Annotated in this window: 20 protein-coding genes and 2 pseudogenes; 11 read left to right on the top strand and 11 right to left on the bottom strand. The window is 58.6% G+C overall.

Annotation, left to right across the window (positions count from 1 at the left end; genetic code table 11):
• Position 1: 1 nt before the first annotated feature.
• The 4 genes from EDC90_RS17050 to EDC90_RS17035 form a co-directional block, all read right to left on the bottom strand.
• Positions 2 to 826 carry a carbohydrate ABC transporter permease gene (locus tag EDC90_RS17050; protein ID WP_132313760.1) on the bottom strand — a complete coding sequence of 275 codons (825 nt, stop codon included), beginning with the start codon at positions 824 to 826 and terminating at the stop codon, positions 2 to 4.
• Positions 823 to 1704, bottom strand: a complete 882-nt coding sequence (locus EDC90_RS17045) for a carbohydrate ABC transporter permease (protein WP_132313759.1) — start codon at positions 1702 to 1704, stop codon at positions 823 to 825. The genes EDC90_RS17050 and EDC90_RS17045 overlap by 4 nt, the downstream gene beginning before the upstream one ends.
• Before the next feature lie 82 nt (positions 1705 to 1786).
• Positions 1787 to 3040, bottom strand: a complete 1254-nt coding sequence (locus EDC90_RS17040; protein WP_132313758.1) for an ABC transporter substrate-binding protein — start codon at positions 3038 to 3040, stop codon at positions 1787 to 1789.
• 25 nt (positions 3041 to 3065) lie between these two features.
• Positions 3066 to 4496, bottom strand: coding sequence for a glycoside hydrolase family 32 protein (locus EDC90_RS17035; RefSeq protein ID WP_207903943.1), 1431 nt, complete (start codon positions 4494 to 4496; stop codon positions 3066 to 3068).
• Between the two features lie 148 nt (positions 4497 to 4644).
• Between EDC90_RS17035 and EDC90_RS17030 the strand changes: the two genes are divergently transcribed.
• The gene (locus EDC90_RS17030; protein WP_132313756.1) at positions 4645 to 5649 is read left to right on the top strand and encodes a LacI family DNA-binding transcriptional regulator; all 1005 of its coding nucleotides are present in this window, start codon (positions 4645 to 4647) and stop codon (positions 5647 to 5649) included.
• Positions 5650 to 5668: 19 nt separating this feature from the next.
• On the opposite strand, the gene EDC90_RS17025 is transcribed toward EDC90_RS17030, so the two are convergent.
• From EDC90_RS17025 to EDC90_RS17000, 6 genes are all read right to left on the bottom strand, one after another.
• Positions 5669 to 6625 (bottom strand): carbohydrate kinase family protein, encoded by a 957-nt coding sequence (locus EDC90_RS17025; RefSeq protein ID WP_132313755.1) that lies wholly within the window; start codon positions 6623 to 6625, stop codon positions 5669 to 5671.
• Positions 6622 to 8301, bottom strand: coding sequence for a glycoside hydrolase family 32 protein (locus EDC90_RS17020; protein ID WP_132313754.1), 1680 nt, complete (start codon positions 8299 to 8301; stop codon positions 6622 to 6624). Before EDC90_RS17020 ends, EDC90_RS17025 begins: the two co-directional genes overlap by 4 nt.
• A gap of 78 nt (positions 8302 to 8379) precedes the next feature.
• A complete protein-coding gene (locus EDC90_RS17015; protein ID WP_132313753.1) occupies positions 8380 to 9522 on the bottom strand; it encodes an ABC transporter ATP-binding protein in 1143 nt (380 codons plus the stop codon).
• A 9-nt stretch (positions 9523 to 9531) separates the two neighbouring features.
• On the bottom strand, positions 9532 to 10368 hold the full coding sequence (locus EDC90_RS17010; protein ID WP_132313752.1) for a carbohydrate ABC transporter permease: 837 nt from the start codon (positions 10366 to 10368) through the stop codon (positions 9532 to 9534).
• A complete protein-coding gene (locus EDC90_RS17005; RefSeq protein ID WP_132313751.1) occupies positions 10365 to 11240 on the bottom strand; it encodes a carbohydrate ABC transporter permease in 876 nt (291 codons plus the stop codon). Before EDC90_RS17005 ends, EDC90_RS17010 begins: the two co-directional genes overlap by 4 nt.
• Positions 11241 to 11305: 65 nt before the next feature.
• The gene (locus EDC90_RS17000; RefSeq protein WP_132313750.1) at positions 11306 to 12568 is read right to left on the bottom strand and encodes an extracellular solute-binding protein; all 1263 of its coding nucleotides are present in this window, start codon (positions 12566 to 12568) and stop codon (positions 11306 to 11308) included.
• 172 nt (positions 12569 to 12740) lie between these two features.
• On the opposite strand from EDC90_RS17000, the gene EDC90_RS16995 reads away from it, so the two are divergent.
• A complete protein-coding gene (locus tag EDC90_RS16995) occupies positions 12741 to 13763 on the top strand; it encodes a LacI family DNA-binding transcriptional regulator (RefSeq protein WP_132313749.1) in 1023 nt (340 codons plus the stop codon).
• Between the two features lie 131 nt (positions 13764 to 13894).
• Positions 13895 to 14143, top strand: a pseudogene (locus tag EDC90_RS16990) (IS110 family transposase); the annotation flags it as partial.
• Between the two features lie 239 nt (positions 14144 to 14382).
• Here the strand turns inward: EDC90_RS16990 and EDC90_RS16985 are convergent.
• Positions 14383 to 15191 (bottom strand): annotated as a pseudogene (locus EDC90_RS16985) (IS3 family transposase); the annotation flags it as partial.
• 230 nt (positions 15192 to 15421) lie between these two features.
• On the opposite strand from EDC90_RS16985, the gene EDC90_RS16980 reads away from it, so the two are divergent.
• From EDC90_RS16980 to EDC90_RS16950, 8 genes are all read left to right on the top strand, one after another.
• A complete protein-coding gene (locus EDC90_RS16980; RefSeq protein WP_132313748.1) occupies positions 15422 to 16612 on the top strand; it encodes an MFS transporter in 1191 nt (396 codons plus the stop codon).
• A 480-nt stretch (positions 16613 to 17092) separates the two neighbouring features.
• Positions 17093 to 17413 (top strand): DUF736 domain-containing protein, encoded by a 321-nt coding sequence (locus EDC90_RS16975; RefSeq protein ID WP_106312870.1) that lies wholly within the window; start codon positions 17093 to 17095, stop codon positions 17411 to 17413.
• Positions 17414 to 17640: 227 nt separating this feature from the next.
• Positions 17641 to 18072 carry a hypothetical protein gene (locus EDC90_RS16970; protein ID WP_132313747.1) on the top strand — a complete coding sequence of 144 codons (432 nt, stop codon included), beginning with the start codon at positions 17641 to 17643 and terminating at the stop codon, positions 18070 to 18072.
• Positions 18073 to 18279: 207 nt separating this feature from the next.
• Positions 18280 to 18489: an antitoxin VbhA family protein gene (locus EDC90_RS16965; protein WP_132313746.1), complete on the top strand. Its 210-nt coding sequence runs from the start codon at positions 18280 to 18282 to the stop codon at positions 18487 to 18489.
• Positions 18486 to 19400, top strand: coding sequence for a Fic/DOC family protein (locus EDC90_RS16960; RefSeq protein ID WP_132313745.1), 915 nt, complete (start codon positions 18486 to 18488; stop codon positions 19398 to 19400). The genes EDC90_RS16965 and EDC90_RS16960 overlap by 4 nt, the downstream gene beginning before the upstream one ends.
• Before the next feature lie 276 nt (positions 19401 to 19676).
• Positions 19677 to 19850 carry a hypothetical protein gene (locus EDC90_RS20940; protein ID WP_165972877.1) on the top strand — a complete coding sequence of 58 codons (174 nt, stop codon included), beginning with the start codon at positions 19677 to 19679 and terminating at the stop codon, positions 19848 to 19850.
• Between the two features lie 227 nt (positions 19851 to 20077).
• Positions 20078 to 20374 (top strand): type II toxin-antitoxin system RelE/ParE family toxin, encoded by a 297-nt coding sequence (locus tag EDC90_RS16955; RefSeq protein WP_018065843.1) that lies wholly within the window; start codon positions 20078 to 20080, stop codon positions 20372 to 20374.
• Between the two features lie 4 nt (positions 20375 to 20378).
• Positions 20379 to 20720, top strand: coding sequence for an addiction module antidote protein (locus EDC90_RS16950; RefSeq protein ID WP_132313744.1), 342 nt, complete (start codon positions 20379 to 20381; stop codon positions 20718 to 20720).
• Positions 20721 to 20889: the final 169 nt, after the last annotated feature.

The following is a 20889-nucleotide window of genomic DNA, read 5'->3' as shown; positions in this document are numbered from 1 at the left end:
ATTATCCTTTGACGGCGCCGGCCGCGATGCCTTCCATCATCTGCTTGTTGAGCAGAAGATAGATAAGGAGAACGGGCAGAAGGCTGATGCAGATCGCGGCGTAGGTCTGTCCCCAATCGGTTGCGCCGAAGGCACCGATGAATTCCTGCAGGCCGACGGCGATTGTCTTGTACTGGGTGGAATTGGTGAATGTGTTGGAAAAGACGAAGTCATTCCATATGAACACGAATTGCAGCGATGCGACGGTCAGCGTCACATTCTTCATCAAGGGCAGGAGCACCCGGAAGAACATCTGATAGATGTTACAGCCATCGATGACCGCCGCCTCGATCAGTTCGCGCGGAATATAACGGTAGAAGTTCTGGAAGATCAGGATCGACAGCGGCAGGGCGAAGCCGACCTGCGGCAGGATCAGCGCGTCATAGCTGTTGAGCAGGTGCAAATCCCGGTACATCGAGAAGAGCGGGATCAGCGATACCTGGATCGGGATCATGATCCCCACCAGAAACAGGGTAGAGATCGGCCCGTTCAGCCGGATCTCCATGATTTCCAGCGCGAAACCCGCGCCCGCGCTCAAGATGACGATCAGCGCGATGCTGATGAAGGTCACGATGGCGGTGTTGCGGATATAGATGAAAATGTCGCTGTCCCGCAGAACGCCGGCATAATTTGCGAGCGTGAAATCCGTGCCGATGGAGAAGGGCGCGGATGTCAGCGCCAGCGAAGGCTTGAAGCTCGACAGCAGAAGCCAGAGGATCGGGAACAGCTGGACCAGAAGCAGGGCCACCACCACGACCAGAAAGATATTGCGTTTCAGGCGTCTCATAGCGAGGCCCTCCGCGTCCACAGTTTTCGCAGTACGCCGAGCATGAGGACGAACACGACGCATTCGAAAATGATGAAGATGGAAATCGCGCTGCCATAGCCATATTGGAGGCTGGAGAACGCCTTGTCGTACATGTAGGTGGTGACGATCTCGGTGTAACCGGACGGCGCATTGATGATGTAGGGGATATCGAAGCCGCGCAGCGCGCCCGTCGTCGCCATGACGGTCGCGAGCAGCAGGATATTGCGAATGAACGGAAGGCGGATGTACCAGTTGAGCTGCAGCTCGTTCACGCCCTCGATCCGCGCGGCATCTTCCAGTTCCGACGGGATCGCCATCAGTGCCGCATGGAAGATGATCATGTAGAGGCCGGTAAACCGCCATCCTTCGGGAAGGGAAACCGCGAAAAGGGCGGTGTGCGGGTTCGACAGCCAGGCATCGGTAAATCCACCGAGGCCGAGGAATGAAAGAACGACGTTGATCAGTCCTTCGGGCTGCAGCGAATAGATCATCCGGAACATCTGGGCGATAGCGACGGTGACGATGATTACCGGCACATAGAACAGCGTCTTGACGAGGTTCTGCCCGCGCCGGAGGTTGAGCAGGATCAAGGCAAGCAGGAGCCCGCCGAGGATCTGGGTGGCGACCACGACCACGACATAGACGAGGTTGTGGCGGACGGCCTCCCAGAAGAAGCGATCTCCCAGCATTTCCCGATAGTTTGCGAGTCCCGCGAATTTCGCCGGCGTGATGCCGTTCCAGCTGAACAGGCTCAACCACAGCGATTGCAGGATCGGAAAAAGGACGATGACGCCGTAATAGGCAAGCGCAGGGCCGACAAAAATGAGCCAGCTCACCCGGTTTTGCAGGATTTTCATGTGGCCCTCCCTTTTTTCTGGGAACCGCCCCCGGCGGTCAACGGGGGCGGTTCCTGTGTCAGGCGGATTGGTCGAATACCTGTTATTTCAGGCGCCCAAGCTCTGACACGAATGCTTCGGATGATATCTGACCGGTCGCCAGCCGGAACGCCACATCGTTGATAACGCGATTGGCGTCAGGGCTGAGCAAGGTGTCCCACGGCTTGGCAAACTCCTCGCCGTAATTGTCAGCGTCATGCTTGATCTCGACAAAGAGCGGATCGTAGGTGACGCCGTCCTTCAGCTCGAATTTCAGCGGAGACAGCTGCTTTTTCGCGACATAGATATCGGAATAGTTCTCCAGCAGATAAGACAGGAAATCCTTGGCCTCATCGTCGAAACTGCCGGAGAATGCGGCCATGCCAATGCCGCTGTTGCCGAAGAACTCGTTATCGGGTGTGACGGCGTCAGGCGTTGTCGGCAGATAGAAATAGCCGACATTGTTTTTCATGGCTTCCGGCAAGGCGTCATTGGAGAAGGTCGCAAGTTCCCAGGTTCCCATACGGTACATTGCCGCTTCGCCATTGATGAACATGTTGCGCGCGGTCACGTAATCGGTGGAGATGAAGCCCGGCTGAAAGCCCTGTGAGACCGCCTGGAAGAAGTCAGCGGCCTTGGTCGCCATCTCCGTGTCGAGGTCGCCATCGGCAAGGTTGCGGATGAAGTCATTGCCGGTATCGCGGAACGGCACCATGGCCAGATAGCGCAGCATCGGCCAGGCATCCGTGCCCGAGATGGCGATCGGTGTGACGCCGTCTTCGGACAGCGATGTGTTGAGCGCCAGCATGTCGTCCAGCGTTTCCGGTACGGAAAGCCCGTATTTCTCGAACATGGCCTTGTTGTACCAGGTCATTTCGAGATGATATTCCAGCGGCAGAAGGTAGAGGCTGCCATCGGAAAACTGCTGATAGCGGATCGCAGGCTCGTAAAACCGGTCCGTCAGCCCCTCTTCATCGAGAAAAGCGGCCATGTCGACCATCAGACCGGCATCCGCCAGCTGGCGCGCGAACGGGTCGGCGTCGGTGTCGAAGAAGTCGGGTACTTCGCCGGAAGCGATCAGCGTGCGCAGTTTCGTCAGATAGGATGCGCGGTCCGCCGTCACCTGAATGTCGAGGGAAAAATCCGGATGGTCTGCAGCGTATGCGTCGGCGAGTTCGCGCACGGTTTGTACGATGGCGCCGTTTTCAGGGCGCGCCGAAAGCCAGACCAGTTCCCTTGCCTGGGCCAGGCCCGACGAAATCATCATGGCGCCGACCACCAGAGCCGACGATGTCATCAGTTTGCTGTATTTCTTCATGTGTTCCTCCACAATTGCCGACCGGTTACGGTGCGGTCTTCACCGAAGGGCTGTGCACGGTTACACCGCCCCCATTGCAAAAAGCGGCGATCTTGCCGTCGCGATGGTTGTAAATCCGCGTCGTCATGGTGACGCGGTCATTGACGTTGGCCATCAGAATGTCGCCGTCGATCACGATCTTGAGGTTGAGCCTGGCAGTTGCCGGAAAATCGATCCAGCGCTCCAGCTCCACCATTTGCGGCCGATCCCCGGCGATCTGCCACTGGAACTCGCCCGGTTCCTGTCGCGGCCACATATCGAACGTCATGCGATTGAAGGCCGGTTCGAAACGGATGAAATAGCCCTTGTCGAAGTCAGGATCACAACGGAGCGCGATGCCGAAGCTCTGTGCGTCGTTCCAGTCTGAAAAGTTGGTCTCGACGAGGCATTTTTCCGGCGTATCGGCGAGCGTCAGCCTGTCCTGACCATCGACCCGGCCAATACGCCAGCCGTCGTCGTTGAAAGGGACATCAAGAGGCGCGGGATCGGAAAACGATCCGACCAGAGCTTCCGGCAAGCGGCTAAACAGGTCGCCGTTGCGGTCCTGCCAGATGTCGTGGGCAATCAGGGTCCCCGCCCATTCCCACGGTCCGTAATCGGTCTCTCCCTTTTTGGTGGGAACCCAACCGAATGCGAAGCGCCGGCCGCTGTCTTCTCCGGCCGTTTTAAGCGCGTAACAGCCACGTGCATCGAAGGTGTCGCCGGGAACGGAAAGCCACGGGCCATCAAGCGAGCGGGCCTTGCGCCAATGCGTCACAAAACGCTCCGAAAATGTCGAATAGACCAGATAGTGCCAGTCGCCCATCCGGAAATAATCCGGGCACTCCAGCGTGATATACTGGTCGGGTGCAAAGAATGGCTCGACCTCTTCCCAATGGACGAGGTCGTGCGAATGCAGCGCTGCGATGCAGCCGCCGGTGTGAGCGCTTGCGCCTTTCAGTCGCGCTGTCACAAGCATGATGTAGCAAGCCTTTTCATCCGACCAAAACACGAACGGATCGCGCCAGTCGTGACGTTCGTACCGGTCGTTCTTGCTGTAGAGCGCAAAACCCGACGTCTTTTCCCATGTGATGCCATCGTCGCTGGACGCGTGGAGAACGACCTGAAGCGGGAGCTCGTCCTCGGTGATGTCGGGGTTGTGGCCGGTGTAGAAAATATGCCGCTTGCCATCGCGGTCCGTCAGAACCGACCCGGTATAGGCATTGCGGTCGGGCGCCGTGGCCGTGCCGTGCGGAAGGGCCGTACCATGTTCGGTGAAACGCACCATATCGACGGTTTCAACCATGTCCCAGGACGTGTTTTCGCCATAGGTTCCGCCGGCGCGCCGGTCGGCAAGAAAGTAAATCTTGTAGGTGCCGTCGAAGACGGGGATCGCATCACCGACCCATGCCTCTTCCGGGCGATAGAATATGCTCAATGCCTGCTCCCTAAAGCGCGTCCTGCGTTGCTTGAGAACCATTTAGAGCCGGAAAATCGATCTTGTCAACCGGTTGACTAAACCGGTTGACTTCCAAAACCGCATCACATTCACTAAAAAGACGCTCTACCCATCTCTGGACGTGTTCATGGTCGACGAAATCAAAGACAAATTCTCCGGGCCGAGGTCGACGCTGGCGGATGTTGCGACGCTGGCCGGTGTTTCTAAGAGCACCGTCTCGCTGTTTATGAATGGCAAGCTGAACCGGATGGGGACCAAAACCCAAAAGCGGATCGAGGAAGCACTGCAACAGCTCGGCTACACCATCGATCCGCTCGCCCGTTCGCTTTCAACCGGCCGGACGCGGACCATCGCGCTGGCCTGGGACGCCAGCAATTACGATTATTACTTCGAAGATCTCTACTTCATGTATTTCGCCAAAATGGTCGCGCGAGCGGTCAAGGAACGAGACTACACATTGATGCTGCTCGACCCTGCCGATCTCTGGCAAAATCAGAGGCTCATCGATGGAGTCATCGTAAAGGCCACCGAGGCGGCGCGTACTGATTTACGACGCGTGGAAGCCAATATGGCGGTTGTTTCGATCGGTAAATTCTCGGAACAGACGGCCATTCCCAGCGTCAGCGTGGACGACGTCCAGTCCGGGCGACTGGGCTTCGAACGACTGGCACGCAAGTGCCGTAGCATAAAGGTACTGAGCTTTCCGCCGAAACAGGTCATCGGTTTCGATGAGCGCGTGGAAGGCGCGCGCGGCAAGGCGGCAGAAATGGGGATCGCCTTTTCCGTCGAATACGGCCGGATGGACGAGAAACTCGGCCGCACGGTTGTCGCGCGCGACCACGCCGCCGGCACCTTACCTGACGCCTATTTCTGCCTCAACGATGTCGTCGCGCTCGGCATCCTGTCGGAAAGCCGGACGCTTGGAATTTCAGTGCCCGGCGAGGTCTCGATCCTCGGCGTGGATGACACGCCGACGGTCTCGCACTGCCTTGGTCTGACGACGCTGAAACATCCGATCGAAAATCTGGCGGCCGCGGCGGTCGATCTGCTGATCAGCCGGATAGAGCAGCCGCAGATCGCTGTCGAGGACGTCGTGCTGCCCGTCGAACTGGTCGAGCGGCAGACCGTCTAACGACCCGCCTGATCGCCGTTCAGGTTTGCAAGGCAGCCGGTTGCAGGGTCAGTTCTTCGCGCCAGGGCGGGTTGGCGCCCGCGCGCGAGACCGTTATGGCCGCGGCCCGGATTCCAAGTTCGACGGCATGTGCGAACCGGTGCGAATCCATCGACCCAAGAGCCGACTTTGTCGTCACGCCAATTTCCGACAATCCTGCCAGGAAACCGGCATTGAACGTGTCTCCCGCGCCAACGGTGTCGATCATCGCTACGGCCCTTGCCGGCAGGTCGAGGCGGATGGCGGCTCCGGCGATCGCTGTCGCCCCCTTGCTTCCGCGCGTGACCAGCACGACCGACGGTCCGTCAGCCCGTAGTTTCCTGCATTTTGCCTCAAGCCCCAACTGCCCGGGATAGAGCCATTCGAGGTCCTCGTCGGAGACCTTGACGATATCGGCAATCGCGATCAGGCGTGCAAGCCGCTTTCGATAGGCGGGCTCGTCGCGGATGAAGCCTGGCCTGATATTGGGGTCCACCATGACGAGGCGTTGCCCTGCATGTTTCTCCGCAAAGGCTGTGAATGTGTCCGCGCAGGGTTCGGTCACCAGGCTGATGCCGCCGAAGAACAGCGTGGTCACGGTTTCCGGGAGTTCGGACGGAAGATCGACCGGCAGGAGCATGCGCCCGGCAGTGTTCTCGTCGAAGAAGTCGTAGTGTGCATGCCCGTTCGACAGCTGGACGAAGGCCAGCGTGGTCGGCAGGTCGCGGATTGACGCAAACGATGTCAACACCTTGCTTTTATGAAGCGCGTCGATCAGCTGCCTTCCGAAGAGATCGCTCGATAACCCTGCCAGAAGCGCGACGTCCGCTCCGATCCTGCCGAGCGCGATGGCCGTATTGAAAACGGCGCCGCCGACATGCGGCACGAAGCCGCTTTGGCCGGAGAGCGTGGCCTCCGGGATCATGTCGATCAGCGCCTCGCCGCAACACAGGATCATGTGCGGCGCCTTTCGCAAACCAACGCCGTTGCGGGTGTGTCGATCCGCAGCCGGTCGGGCGTGATGTTCCGGTAGTTTCTGCGCGTGCCGCAGATCGCACCGCCTTCGGCGAAGACTTCGATGATACCGGCATCGTGGACGACCCGCAGATCGGCATCCTCGCGCACCAGCGCGACATAGCGAATGGAGCCGTCGTCCTGGGGCAATGTGATCGAAAGCATGTTCTGGGCGACGCTGATTTCGAATGAAATGTCGCCATCCTGCGTGGCAACGATCCGTGTTCCTTCGATGAGGCCTTCAAGGGCTATTTCGAACGGGGCGTTCGCGATTGCGTAGTCCCCGTCGTTTCCGGACAGGCGAACGGGCGGCCAGACCTGTCCATATTCCGTAACCGGGTTCATGCAGAGCCGGTTACGGTTGTCCAGCGTCAGTTCGCGCGGCAGCGACAGTTCGCCGGAATAGGGAGAACCGGCGGGTTTTCGGTATTCCCAGTTGAACAGCCAGGCAAAGGCGACCTGCCGGTCGCCCGCCGAAAAACTTTGCAGCGCGTAGAAATCCGTTCCGAAATCGAGCAGCTGGAACGCATCGTCGTCGGGAACGAAGCGGTCGTCGGCGAAGTCTCCGGTCAGGGCATAAAGCAGGTTGTGGCGTCCGGTCGCCGGGTCGTTGTGACCGACAAAGCCCATGATCAGCACCCATTTGTCGCCGATCCTGAAGAAGTCCGGGCACTCGACGGCCCGCGCGCCTTCCGCCTTGTAGCGGTCGGGCGCCCGATAGAGGGGACCAATATACTCCCATACCTTGCCGCATGGTGATCCGTAGAGCAGGACTGCCGGGTCGGCATCGATCGATGCGCCGAGGACCATGCGGTAGGCATTTTTCTCCGCGTCCCACCAGACCTTCGGGTCACGAAAGTCGTGTTCGACGCCCGCCGGTCGTTCCTCGATGACCACCCGCGTCCCTTCGACAACCACCATATCGTCCGAAGGTTCGGCGATTTTCTGGATCTCGCGATAGTGCCTGAACAGATCATAGGCGGGCAGGCGCTCGGTATAGTAAAACCGGAGCTTTCCGTCGCGATCCCGGAAGGCCGTGCCGGAGAAGGCGCCGCCGGTTGCCTCAAGCCGTTCGAGGTTCTGCCCGGGATGCAGGAAAACCGGCAAATGGGTCCAGGAAAACAGGTCCTTGCTGACCGCATGCCCCCAATGCATCGGCCCCCATTCGGTATTGGTCGGATGGAGCTGGTAAAACAGATGCCAGTCGTCGCCGATCCGGCAGAGCCCGTTCGGATCGTTCATCCAGTTGACGACCGGCGAGAAGTGGCATTGCGGGCGCGTCGGATCCGAGCGCAGAAGGGCGTCGATCTCCGCGCCGGCGTGACGCTCTATACGGTCGGCGTGAAACTGCCAGAGCGTGATGCCGTCGCGCAGAACCGTCTCGCGGCGGTAACTGTAGGCGAAGGAAATCTCGATTTCCTCCGGATCCCACGCGACGGTCACGGTGGCCGCCTCGCGGTGCCTGTAGCTGAAGTGGTCGAACCAGCGCGCGAGCGATGCAATCGAATAGACTGTTTGCCCGTCAATCGTAATGCGGAAGGGATGAGGTGTCAGATTTCGTCCGCGCGCCCAGAATTCAAGGAGTTCGCCATTTTCCAGCGATAAGGTTTCAGTTTGCATGAGCATAACCCGTAATTGGAGACAGTCTAAAACCGGCCCGGAGCATGGTTGATGTTTCTGCTCTGCGGACCTGTTTCGCTACCAGAGACTTTCGCGTGTTTTCGGATCGAAGAAGTGGAGCTGTTCGGTATCGATGGCCACACGCGCCCGGTCGCCGGTTTTGACCTGCGACTTCGGCGAGAACCGGCCGACAGCCCGGTTGGTCGAACCTTCCGCAACGATCGCGTCCGGGTCGCCGGCATCGACGAACGGGGCGTCGACCGCCAGGTGAACCAGCACTTCGGCGCCGAGCGATTCAACCAGCGTTACCGGAATATCGAGCGTGGTGGTGAGACCGGAAAGGCTTGCATCCTCCATGTCTTCGGGCCGGATGCCGACGATCACCGGGTGGTTCCGGCTGCCGCGAAGCGACGGGCGGGTCTTCCAGAGGTTCTCGGAAAGCGCCAGGGTCTGGTTGCCGAGCGTCAGGCTGTCGCCGTCAAGCGTTGCTTCGTAGAGGTTCATCGATGGCGAACCGATGAATGCGCCGACGAAGACGTTTGCCGGTCGGTCGTAGAGATTTTTCGGCGTGTCGACCTGCTGCAGATAGCCATCCTTGAGCACGGCGACGCGGTCGCCCATGGTCATGGCCTCGATCTGGTCGTGGGTCACGTAGACGGTCGTCACCTTCAGTTCGCGTTGCAGGGCCGCGATCTCGGCACGCATCTGCACGCGCAGTTTTGCGTCGAGATTGGAGAGCGGCTCATCCATCAGGAACGCGGCCGGTTTGCGCACGATCGCGCGTCCCATGGCGACGCGCTGCCGCTGGCCGCCCGAAAGATGACCCGGTTTGCGGTCCAGATGCGGCTCGAGCTGCAGGATACGGGCGGCCTCCGCGACGCGGCGCTCCGTCTCCGCCTTGTCGACCTTCGCCATCAGCAGCGGAAAGGCGATGTTCTCCCTGACCGTCTTGTGCGGATAGAGCGCGTAGGACTGGAACACCATGGCGATGTCCCTGTCCTTGGGATCGACGTCATTGACGATCCTCTCACCGATGCGCAGTTCGCCGCCGGTGATGCTTTCAAGCCCGGCGATCATTCTGAGCGCGGTCGACTTGCCGCAACCGGAGGGGCCGACAAGGACCATGAACTCGCCGTCGGCGATATCGAAACTCAGGTCGTGAATGGCGTGGAACCGGTCGCCATAGACCTTGTTCAGGTTGTGTAAGCTGATACTAGCCATGATAATCCGTTATCCTTTCACGGCGCCGAATGTCAGTCCGCCAACGATCTGTTTCTGCAAGAGCAGCGTCACCAGAATGATCGGCAGGGAATAAAGGACGGCGGCAGCCGCCATGGGTCCCCAGGCGAGCCCGTAAACCGAGTTGTATTCGGCGATTGCGATCGGGGCCGTCTTGGAATTTTCCGAGGTCAGGAGCAGTGCGTAGAGAAACTCATTCCAGCTGGCGATGAAGGAGAACAGCGCCGTGATGGCGATGCCGCCACGCATGATCGGAAGAATGATCTTCATGAATGCCTGGAACCGGGTGCAGCCATCCATGCGGGCTGCCTCTTCCAGTTCCTTCGGAACGCCTTCAAAGAAAGCCGCCATCAACAGCAAGGCCAGCGGCACGGCATTGGTGGTATGCGCCAGCACAAGGCCGGGGACCGTGTCGAGCAGGCCGAGCGATTTCATCAGCAGGAACAGCGGAACGCCGAGCGAGACAGCCGGGACCATCCGTGTAATGAGCGCCAGCAGCAGGAAGATCACCGTTACCGGCCGCCGGTACTGTGTCGCGACATAGGCGGCGGGAATGGCAAGGGCGAGCGACAGCAAGGTCGTCAAAACAGCGACGACAAGGGAATTGCCGAATGCCGACATCAGGCTGGACGTGGCCAGTACCGACTGGAAATTCTCCAGCGACAGCGTTTGCGGGAAAAACGACGGCGGTATCTGCTGGACGTCGACGGACGGCTTGAACGATGTCGTCACCAGATAGACATAGGGAATAGCATAGGAGAGGACGAGGACGAGGGCGGCGATATTGATCAATGTGCGACCCAGATCGCCTTTTTGACGCGTTGTCATTTCGACGGCCTCCAGATTTTCCAATAGGCGACAGCGGCAAGCGCGATCATGGCAATCAGAAACAGGGTGGCAGAGGCCGATGCCTGGCCGAGATCGCCATAGCGAACCATCCGCTGGTAGATGTTCATCGAGAAGACCTCGGAACTGTGCTGCGGGCCGCCCTGGGTCTGGATCCAGATGAGGTCGAAGGTCTTGGCCGCATCGACGCCGCGCACGATGACGATGACGGCGATGACGGGCCGCATCAGCGGCAGCGTGACATGGATGAAGCGCTTGAACGCATTCGCGCCGTCGATCCGGGCAGCCTCGATCAGGTCCCGCGGAATATTGGTCAGTCCGGCATAGCTCACCAGCGCCACGAAAGAGGTGGTCAGCCATATATCCGCGAACGAGACCGAATAGATGACGATATCCTTGTTCGAAAGCCACTGGATGTCTTCAGGCCTCGAAATGATGCCCAGCCCGGCCAGCCAGTAATTGAAGATGCCGATATTACCGGCCAGCAGGAACCGCCACAAAAGGCCGGCGACGATCGGCGGCACCATCAGAGGCAGGGCGAAGATCGTTCTGTGCCACCGCGAATTGCCGGCGATGGCATTGAACAGCATGGCGGCGAGGAAGCCGAACACGAATTCGAAGAACAGGGCGAACACGCTGTATTGCAGCGTTCTCAGGGCGCTTTCGCGAATGCGGCTCGAGGTCAGCGCATCGACATAATTGGCAAGTCCGACCCAAACCCGGTTGCCGGGCATGATCAGGTCGACCTCGAAGAACGAATTGTAGATGAGCAGGCATACAGGATAGGCGACCGTGACCGCCAGGAACAGAGCAGCCGGCCCCATCATGATGTGAACGAAACGCCGCTCGGACATCCTGTCTTCTCCTATCGGAAGTTGCGGGGCGAGGGCGCGTCGCGGGACGCGCCCGATCAAAAGCGTCAGTTGACGATATCTTCAAGCGTCTCTTTGGCATTGGCGAGAACGTCGTCCAGATCGGCGTCGCAGGTCAGCGCTTCCTGCAATGCGGGCAGAAACGCCTCGTCGACCATCTCCTGATAGTGGACGTCCAGGGGCCTGCCCCTGGTGGCAGGGCCGGCCAGTGTTTCCAGCAACGGCTTGAAGTGCTCGTAACCGGACTTGTCTTCATAGCTCTCATAGGCCGAATTCGCCGCCGCCAGGCCGAGCGGCGAATCGATGCCGAGCGCGTTGTGTTCGAATGCAAAGGCGACATACTGGCGGGCCGCATCCTTGTGCGCGGCGGTCGACGGGATCACGTTGTACCAGGGGCCCGGCACCACGCCGATCCCGGCCGGGCCTGCCATCATCGGTGCGGCGCCGACCTTGCCGTAGACGACCGAATCCTCCGGCACCATCCGGTAGGCATGGGCCCAGAATTTCATCATCGCCGTCTTGCCCTGATAGAACAGGTTCTGCGCCTCGCCCCAGCTGATTTCATTGACATTCGCCGGCGCGGAATGATCGATGCAATGCGGTGCGATATAGTTTTCCAGCGCGACGCGGTGCGCTTCGTTGTCGACGATTACATTGCCGTCGTCATCGAGCATGACGCCGGGTGAACCGGCCTGCAGGACTTCCGACATCCACTCTTCGGACGTGCCGCCGATGACGTCGGTGCCCCAGATATCAATCTCGCCGTCGCCATTGGTGTCGCGGGTGAAGAATTTTGCGATATCGCGCCACTGCTGCCAGTTCGCCGGCGGGGCGAGATCGTAGCCATATTCGTCCGCGAAGGCGGCCTGTTCCGCGGGATCTTCGAACAGATCCTTGCGATAAAGAATGATTTCCGCATTGGCCCAGGTCGGCATCCCGACATAGCGGCCCTCAAACTGCGCGTCCGCCAGCAGGGCGGGGGCCATGTCCGATTTCACGTCATCTGTGAAGAGGGCGGAAATGTCTTCCACATAGGGCGCGAATTTCGCTGTCCAGACGACATCGATGGTCGCGACATCGTAATTCGAGTTGCCCGACGCGATCTCCGCGGAGAGTTTGTCGAACACGCCCTGATAAGGCACGACGACGAAGTTGACGTCGATGCCCGTTGAAGCGGTGAACTGTTCGGCAATTGCCTTCTGCATCATCTCGCCGCCATTCTCGACAAGCACGTTGATGGTTTCCGCCTGCGCGGCGGATGCAGCGGTGACCACCGCCAGAGCGGCGACGGTACTGTGGAAATGAAGCATGTAGTCCTCCCTGAAAAATGTCGGGGTTCTCTCCCCCAATGGATTTCGGAAAGATGCTAGTTCACCCATGACGACGTTGTCAATTGTCGACAGAAGAAAAATGTCGACGTTGTCATGTTGTTATTTCCAAAAAGGCATACTAGCGTCGCTTACCTATGCAGGAAGGCCGAACATGGTGAGTATCAAAGACGTCGCCCGCGTGGCCGGCGTGTCCAACAAGACGGTGTCGCGGGTCGTCAACCGCGAGCCCAACGTCAACCCCGATACCTTTGAAAAGGTTGAAAAAGCCATTGCCGATCTCGGCTATGTGCCGAACATGGCCGCCCGGCTGATCCGCTCCAACCGGTCCCGCATCATCGGGATCATCACCGATTTCGTGTCAACGACGCCCTATTCGGGCGATATCGTGCGCGGTGTTCAGGATTGGGCAAATGCCAACGGCAAGACCTTCCTCCTGTCCAACACCAATGGCGAGCGCGAGCGCGAACACGATATCTGGAGAACCTTCCAGTCGCACCGGATCGACGGCGTCCTGTATGTCAGCATGTACCACCGCCTGATCGATCCCGCGCCGGGAGACGTGGATATCCCGACGGTGCAGGTGAATTGCCGACCGGAAAGCGGCAGAATTGCCGATGTGATCGTGCCGGACGATGAACAGGGGTCTCGTGACCTGACACGCTATCTTATCGGGCGCGGGCATCGCAAGCTGGCCTATATTCGCCTGAATCCGAGACTGATCGGCGCCGAATTGCGCTATCGGGCGTTCATGGAAACAGCGCGGGAAGCAGGCATAGCCGAGGAAGACCTGCAGGTGCGCTTCGGCATGGACGGCGAGATCGGGCAGGAGAAAAACTATGTTTTTGACGTCGCTCTCGAGGTCCTGAGCCTGCCGCAGCGACCGTCCGCAATCATCTGCGGCAATGACGAAATGGCGTTGCAGGTTTATCTTGCGGCATTGTCCATCGGATTGCGGATCCCGGAAGATGTCAGCATTGTCGGATTCGATGATTTCCAGACCGTTTCGCTCGCCCTGAAGCCGGAGCTGACCACGGCGGCGCTGCCCTATTACGATCTGGGTTTCAAAGGGGCCGAGAGGCTCGAAGCGCGGCTGCAGAACGATCAGCTCGATGCGGAGATACAGGTCCTTGCCTGCCGCGTCATCGAGCGTGGATCGGTGGCGGAGCGAAAGTAGACGGTTTCAGTCGCGCGGCCCCGCGCGAGCCAAACATCGGCCGGTTTCGGCTCAGCCCTTTCAGCGGTTTTTTTTTCCAAGTCCGAAAGCCTTGCGCAGGCTTCCGTCCACGGCCTTTGCCGGCATGAAGCGGCGCTGCCCGCCTGCGTCGTACGCTCTGGATGGCCGGCCAGACTGCCGTTCTCAAGCGAACCAACAGCTTTCGTGACAAGTTCGAACGCTACATCTCGAAAGACCGACACAACGCTCATCTGCGTCGCAAGGCCTACACCGCGATCGCGGCAAAGATGGCGCGCACCGTACACGCCGTAGTTAAACACGGCGAACCCTATCGCCCCTTCTTCGAGGGGGTGAGCCCAGGCGGAAGGACCTCTCTCTGACACGAGCCGTGGAGGCAGGCATCTGACCTCGTAGATAATGTTCGGGCCTTCTGCTTGGGAATTGGGATCTCGTATTAAGGACGGTGAGGGCCGCCATCGCGCGGACCCTGTGTTTGCTATGGAAGAGATCATTTCTTGACGGCAGAGCCCGTCTGGGCAATCTTGACAAGGCACCCGGGACACCGGATGCCCTATGACCTGCTGACCTAAGCAGCCAGATTTTCTCGACATAGGACGTTATCCACCCGTATCGTCTTCGGGTAGCCGCCTTTCTGGCAAATCCGTTCCAGCGTTTGCACCACATCCTCACCGCGATAGGTAAAGCGCGGGTCGGTGGCCGGGCTGAAGCGGGAATGGATATCCACAATGGTCAGGATTCGCAGCTTCTTGCCTGCCGCGAGCTGATCATGAACGAAGTCCATCGCCCAGATATCGTTCGGCCCTACGGCCTCCTGGCGATCCTCGCGCAGCTTTGCCTTCACCCGGCGTTTCGGGTGCTTGTTCCTGAGCTGCAGCCCTAACGCCTTGTAAATCCTGCGGGTCTTCTTGATATTCACCGTCCAGCCTTCTCGTCGAAGGAGCACGTGAACACGCCGATAGCCAAACCGGACGCGTGTCTCGCATATCTCCTTGATCCGTCTTTCAAGAGCGGCCTGACCGATGCGGCGGGACTTGTAATGGTAGGTCGAGGTGTCGAACGTCAGAACCTTGCAGGCTCGCCTGATCGACACCCCCCAGTCTACCAGCATCCCATCCACAAGCTTGCGCGTTCGGGCAGGCCTCAGAGCTTTCGGCGGATGACATCCTGAAGCATCTCGCGGTCCAGCGTCAGGTCCGCCACGATCCGCTTCAATTTCGCATTCTCATCTTCCAAAGCCTTCAGCCGGCGCATCTCGTCAGGCAGCAGACCTGCGTATTTTTTCTTCCAGTTGAAGTAGGTCGCCTGGCTGATCCCGGCCTTGCGGCAAATCTCCGCCACAGGCACACCGTCATCCCCCTGCTTCAGAATAAACGCCTTCTGGGCGTCTGAAAACTTCGATGCCTTCATCTCTTCCACTCCTTCTCCCAGCCAGGAAAATACCGCGGAATACTCCAACATCAAACGATCCAGTTTTCAGGGGGCAGAGTAACTCCACCGTTCCTTGTCTCTCATCTTTTGTATTGATGCCGCCCAAAAGTCCACGCTTATTGAACCGGGTCGACCCGGGAGACTTTGAGTTGACGTGACTCCCCTCGCTATCTACAGACGGGATATTTGCGTTGTGTGGCGGAATTTTTATGACTCCAGATCTCCAAAGGCGACGATTTGCGCTGTTCGTGTTGTTCTTTATTCCCGGCGTCTCGATCTCGTCATGGGTCACCCGAACGCCAGCGATCCGTGACCGTATCGGTGCCTCAATTGCCGAGATGGGTATCGTTCTGCTTGGCATTTCCGTCGGGTCCATGACCGGAATACTGCTCGCCGGCTTTCTGGTGAGCAAATACGGGACAAAGTCGGTGGCGTTGCTCGGTACCGCCCTCATACCGACCGGCCTGTTGGTCATGGGCGGTGGAGTGGCCATGGAGTCCATGTCGATCGTAGCCCTTGGCTTGTGTTTCTTCGGGCTGGGAACGGGGCTGGGTGAGATTGCGATCAATATTGACGGTGCTCTTGTCGAGCAACTCAGCCAAACGTCGTTCATGCATTTTCTGCATGGCTGCTTCAGCTTCGGCACGATCTGTGGCGCGGTCGCGGGCTTCGCTTTGACGGCGGCGCGTTTGCCCGTGGAATGGCATCTTTCGCTCGTGGCTGTTTTGACGATGCCGGCCATTGCCTATTTCATAAGGTTCATTCCCGGCAAAAGCGCCGGGCAGCCATCGGCAGGCGACGGTCAGGACATGCAGGCGCGCGAAGACCCCTTCCTGAAGGACGCCCGCCTTTATCTTATCGGGCTGATTATCCTGGCCGTCGCTCTTGCCGAAGGAGCGGCCAATGACTGGCTTCCTATCCTGATGGTTGACGAGCACGGCTTTTCCAAAACCGCCGGTTCGCTGGTTTTTCTCATCTTCGCCTGCGCCATGACATTGGGCCGATTCTCCGGAGGCTATTTTCTGGATCGCTTCGGTCGGACGAATGTCATTCGCGCCAGCGCGATTTTGGGGGCGGTCGGGCTGAGCCTGGTTATTCTCTCGAACAATCCGGTTTTGGCGGGAGCCGCGGTTATTCTCTGGGGGTTGGGCGCTTCCCTCGGCTTTCCCGTCGCGATCTCGGCAGCCGGCAGTTCCGGGCCCAATTCCGGCGGTCGCGTGAAGCTGGTTACGATCGGCGGCTATATTGCGTTTCTGGCCGGGCCTCCCTTTCTCGGCCTGCTGGGAGAGAACTACGGGCTCCGGACCGCCATGCTGGTTGTGTTGACGTTTCTTTTGCTTGCCGTCGTTGCTGCAGGCGCTGTCAGGCCGAGATCGACGGCACGGCAAAGTAGACGTTGACCGTTGCATTTTTGTTATGACGCTCGTACTCCTCGGTCATCGGTGGTCTTTCCATCGGAATGAGGCTCAACATCGCCGACCCTATCGGAAAGCACTGGTGACCACCGATCCAGCTACGCCACGCTGCGGGACACGATCTGATGGGCTGCTGCACTTCTCCATTTGCTTGTGAGCCACCGCATCAGTTCAGAGAGTTGCCTGTGCAGCATTGGTATGTCATTGCGCAAAGCTGACGCAAGCTGCCATAGCGTAGGAATGTCTCGCCGTTGTTGTTGCGATCAATTGACGATGGGACTGTAAGGCCCGGTGTCTGTCAGCAACGTCTCCGCCCAAAAAGACGGTTTCCGCCTTCGGCAAACCCTCCGTCTTTTTGTGTTCTACGCCGCCCTTCGCTTCGCTGCGGCCCTGAAGGGTGCAGTCATCCTTTTCCGGTCCTTCCTGGCGTCCCTGTCAATTCGATCAAACAACGGAGACATACCAATGGCAGACCTGATCAACTTCATCCGCTTCAACGACAACGGCACTTTGGAAGGCAACATCGCCGCGCTGGACTTCGACTTCGACATCACCGGCGAAGAGCTCAACAGCACGAACCCGAAAGCGCCTGTCTACCGCTTGTATGGCGTGTCCCCGCGAGGCCGGAAGATCGAGGTTGGCGGCATCTGGCGTCAGACGAACCAGAACGGCGAAGAGTACCTGCAGCTGACTGCTGCGACCCCGAGCCGGGCCTTCCGTGCAAACCTCGGCAAGTTTCCCGGCCAGGACGATGATGACCTGATGACCGTGATCCCCTGGAGCTAAGGCTCCACCGGCGCGGCGGTATCTGCCGCGCTGGTTCTGGCAAATCCGCGCCGGCCTGAATAGTCCGCACTTGTGTCCCAGCCCTACTCAAATTAAGTATCATGCATTGAGAAATGCCCGCCATTACCAAGTCAAGGACCGGAACCCGCAGAGGTGTCGTCGTTCATGACGGACGTTGACGCATATAAAAGAAGCACTATGTGGGCTTGAACAGCTGTCGCGAGAGAATGACCAGAGACGAGATTATCAAAGGATTGGGCGCGCAACCGCATGACCCGTTTGTGTGGTTCGACGGACCACCTGTACTGGAGCAGATTCCGCCTGGTACAGTGGGCGTGAACTCAATCAAGATTGCGAGTGTCATCGAGAACCGGCCGAGCCGGTATGTGAACCTGTTGCCCATGTTGCGCATGAGCCTGATCGGGCTGATCTATGATCCGCAGCTCGATGGCGGCATACTGCCACTCCAAATGCTTGCCGACCGTCTTGGTGTCAGCCGGTTTACGATTCCGCGCAACTGTGTCGTGCTCGAGGAGATGGGGCTGTTCTATAAGGTCACGAAGAACGGCCGTTATGCTGTCGAGCCTGATACGGCGTTGGTCGTGTTTCATGACCTGTTCGTTCCGTTGCCAGCGAAACGGCTCCGCAAAGACGATTGACGCACCCCCGATCACCGGGACAAACATATAAAAACAAGAGAATTCTTCTTCTGGTTCTGGTATAGTTGGCGTGGTCAATAGACCTACGCTGGATTTGTCGACCAAGAGCGAGAGTGGATAGCAGGACCGTGCCGGTTCAAGGGTTGAGAGATTCCAGGAAGACCGGCCTGACTGCAAAACCTCACCGATCTGAAGAAGGAAAAGACCATGGCGAGCACCCTTGAAAAGACGCGCATCTCCGACGCCGAAATGGAACAGCGACGCCGGCTGGTCAACAGCGCCGATCATTCCAATGCCATGGAAGGCCTGAAGCGCGATCCGGCCACGGATCACATTTTCGAGGCTTTCATTCGCGGTGAGATCGAGGCCTCGGACATCGTTCCAATGCTCAAAGAGTTCCGCGCCGCCAACGGATGACGAACTACGCTTACGAAAACGGCACCCTCAAGAACATCGATGGCTTAACCGATCCTGACAAGCTCTCTGCCGTTGAGGCGGAACGGGTTGCGGGCCGGCTCATCGAACTGCGTCTTGGGGGTGGGCCGCAGCCGACCTTTGATGCCCGGCATCTGAAAGCGCTTCACCATCATCTTTTTCAGGACGTCTATGAATGGGCCGGGCGCACCCGAGACGAGCGGGTTCAGCTTTCTGATGGCACTGTCGCGACCATGCCGACCATGCAGAAGATCGACGGCAAGCAATTTGCGATTGGCCCGGCCATTTCCAGCGCACTGGACCGGTTTTCCGAGGACCTGCGCGGTCAGAACTTCCTGCGCGGCCTGGACCGAGAGACGTTTGCCGACCAGGCGGCAGGCTATTTCAATCGGCTCAACTCGATTCATCCGTTTCGCGAAGGCAATGGCCGGACGCAGAGGGCGTTCATGATCGCGCTGGCGAAGAACGCCGGTCACGAACTGAGCTTCGATGTCGTGTCGGCCGAGCGCATGGCGCAGGCCAGCATTGCCGGTCATGAACGCGGCGATGTCGATGCCTTCAAGCGAATGTTCCGCGAGATCTCTGATCCGGAACGCGTGCAATCCTTGGAGAAGGCACAGACTTTCCTGACCTCGCAAGGCTTTGACTGGCAAAATCGCTATATGGCAACGACCGAGCCTGGCCGTCGCTATGATGGCGTCCTGGTCGGGGTTGGTGGGTCGGATTTCATGATGCATGACAAGAAGAATATTGTCGTCGGCAAGACAAAGGACCTGCCACGGCCGTTGCCCGAGCAAGGGCAGCATGTTGTGTTCGAAACGCCACGGAAGACCCGCGCGAACGCCCGAGGGGGTAGGGGGCGTGACGACGACTTTGGGCACGGTCTCGGCTAATATCCAATCCTACTGATTGTGCAGCGTAGATTGCCGGCTGGACGCCGGATTCGGTCGCGGCTGCTGAGGCTGCGGTTCCCTTCTTTTTCTGCCGGGTTAGCTTACGGCTCCTTGGTCAGCGTCAATGATGAACGGTGCCCCCAATTTTGCCGCTGCCCTGCGGGCAGCAACAAAATCGGCACCCCCATTCACCGGCGCTGCCGGTCGCTTCGCGATCATTGACACTGCCCTGCGATCACCGGTGGCCGGTTTCCGTCAACAAAAGGAGACGGAAACATGACGACTATCGATCAGATCAATGAACTTCGCGCCGAGCTGACGAACTGCGACTTCTCGAAGGGCGAGCGGCAGGATGCTGAAGCAGAACTTGAAAAGCTTGAAGCACTGGTAGCTGCAGAGGAGCTTCAGTTTGAGCAGGACATAGCGTCTTGGAACGCTGACCTCGAATGAGGTCAGTTTCAGGAAGGCTGTCAGTCTTCCTGTTCTCTGGCCGACACCCGAAAAGCCGAATATTTTGAGCGCGGAAGCTGCTATTGCGCGCGCTAGTTCAAAAAAGAAAGCTCGAAGCCAGGAAAACCATTGAACCGACAAATCGAGCATTACTGCATGAACAGGTGACATGAGTCGGCTGTGATTTATAGTTTGCAATTTAGTCCAGTGTGACTTATAGTAGGCATATGGTCGAGTTAATCAAAACGGCAACATTTGATCGCTGGCTTTCGAGCCTGAAAGACCGAACTGTGGCCGCAAAGGTCGCCGCTCGCCTCGTGCGACTTTCAATGGGCAATCCCGGTGACGTGGAGCCCGTGGGCTCGGGGATTTCCGAGCTTCGAATTCACTACGGCAAGGGATATCGAGTTTATTATATGAGGCGCGGCGAGTTGATTATCGTTTTGCTTTGCGGCGGCGACAAGTCGACGCAGAAAAAGGACATCAAGGCCGCAAAAATGCTGGCCGACGAGTGGAAGGATTGAAACTATGGCAAAGGAAGTTTTTAGCCGTTTCGATGCGGCCGATTACCTGAAAACCAACGAAGATATTGCTGCCTTCCTGGATGCCGCGATGGAAGAAGGCGGAGACGATCCTGAATATATCGCTGTCGTTCTTGGAACCATTGCGCGAGCGCGCAATATGAGCCAGTTGGCGCGTGACACCGGGCTTTCTCGGGAAGGTCTTTCGCGCGCGCTTTCCGGCAACGGGAACCCGACAATGGCAACTTTGATGAAAGTGGCCAAAGCGCTCGATCTTAAAATTCAGGTTGTTCCAGCCTTGTCTGCAGGGACAGCTTCGAGCGCTTCAGAACATCGAGCCGCTTCCTAAGTGTATTTCTGCCGGCCTGCTGCGCGGAAGGCCATTTGATGCCTGTTGATGGCGTGACCACCGTGCGTCAACCACGCGTCAGTCGCGGTAGCCGCGCTTGCGCTTGCTTTGCTCCAGAATGGCGAGTGCGTCATGGGCCTGTCCGGCCGAGGTGAACCAATCGAGCTTC

Origin of the sequence: Martelella mediterranea (assembly GCF_004342225.1) — a bacterium.
Taxonomy (GTDB): domain Bacteria; phylum Pseudomonadota; class Alphaproteobacteria; order Rhizobiales; family Rhizobiaceae; genus Martelella; species Martelella mediterranea_B.
Note: the sequence above shows the minus strand (reverse complement) of the source record. Positions and strands in the feature narration are given on the sequence as shown.